This is a genomic window from Clostridium sp. YIM B02506, assembly GCF_022324845.1.
Taxonomy (GTDB): Bacteria; Bacillota; Clostridia; order Clostridiales; family Clostridiaceae; genus Clostridium_T; species Clostridium_T intestinale.
The window spans coordinates 1-1,529 of sequence record NZ_JAKGTG010000066.1 but is presented as its reverse complement, the minus strand read 5'-3'; the positions used below and the strand labels follow the sequence as shown (position 1 = coordinate 1,529).

The following is a 1,529-nucleotide window of genomic DNA, read 5'->3' as shown; positions in this document are numbered from 1 at the left end:
CAGAGTGTCGACAAAGTCGACACTTTTTTCTTTTTAATATAAAATATTATTGGGTGATAAATTATGTTAACAAAGAGAAATCAAGAATCAAGAAAACAAGTAGAATTTAATAGTTTAGAAGATTTAGTTCCAAGTGAACACTTATTAAGAAAAGTAGATAAATCAATTAGATTTGATTTTATATATGACGAAGTTAAACATCTATACTCTGGAATTGGAAGACCAAGTATAGATCCAGTAGTTTTAATAAAAATAGTGCTTATTCAGTACTTATTTGGAATTCCTTCAATGAGACAAACTATATCTGAAATACAAGTCAATATTGCTTATAGATGGTTTATTGGATACTCGATTAGCGAAGCTATTCCTCATTTCTCAACTTTTAGTAAGAACTACGAGCGCCGCTTTAAACATACAGATTTGTTTTCAACAATATTTATAAAAATATTAGAAATAGCTGAATCTGAAGGATTTATAGCCCCTGAACAAATTTACATAGATTCAACTCATATTAAAGCATCTGCCAATAAGAAGAAAAATATTAAAATTGATGTTGAGGTAGAAGCCAAAAAGTATAAAGATCAATTAGACAAAGAAATTGAAGAAGATAGAAAAAAGCATAATAAGAAACCACCAAAAGGCGACTCTAAAGTGGAAACAAAAACTATAATTCAAAGTACTACAGACAAAGATAGTGGAATGTTCTATAAAACTGAAAAAGAAAAATGTTTTGCTTATTTAGCCCACACTGCGTGTGATGACGCAAATTTTGTTTTAGGATTTGAAGTGACAGCAGGCAATATACACGATAGCGTAGCTTTTGAAGATGTCTATAAGAATGTATATACGCGCTATAAAGATGAAATAGTAATAACAGCTATTGATTCAGGATACAAGACTCCTTATATTGCAAAAACCATTTTAGAATCAGGGGTACTACCCTCAATGCCATATAAGCGTCCTATGACCAAAGATGGATTTTTCAAAAAATATGAATATACTTATGATGAATTTAATGATATCTACATATGTCCAAATGGTAAAGAACTCAAATATTCTACTACGAATAAAGATGGTTACAAGCAATATAAATCCAATTCTTCTGATTGCATTAATTGTCCTAGCATTTTACAGTGTACTAATAGTAAGAATAAACAGAAAGTCGTAACCAGACATGTTTGGGAGCACTTTCTTGAGGAAGCTGAACATTTAAGACATGATAAGTATGTTAAATGTGTTTATAAAAGAAGAAAAGAAACAATTGAACGTGTCTTTGCTGATGCAAAGGAAAAACATCGCATGAGATATACTCATTTGAGAGGTTTGGCTCAAGTAAAAATGGCAGTCACGCTTACTTTTTCATGCATGAATTTAAAAAAATTAGCAAATAGGCTGTGGAAAAGAGCAAAGAAAAAACCTCTTTTCCACAACAATATTTTTAAAACAACCACATTATTAATCCAATTTATGAATTGTATAGCAAAAGGGGTATTTTCATATTTGAAAATACCCCTTTTGTCAACGGTCTG

The 1,529-nt window shown here is 30.3% G+C and carries 1 protein-coding gene; it reads left to right on the top strand.

What is annotated here, in order from left to right; translation table 11 throughout:
- Nucleotides 1-63: 63 nt before the first annotated feature.
- On the top strand, nt 64-1,529 hold a 1,466-nt coding region (locus L1S49_RS23055; RefSeq protein WP_238907696.1), incomplete at its 3' end, for an IS1182 family transposase.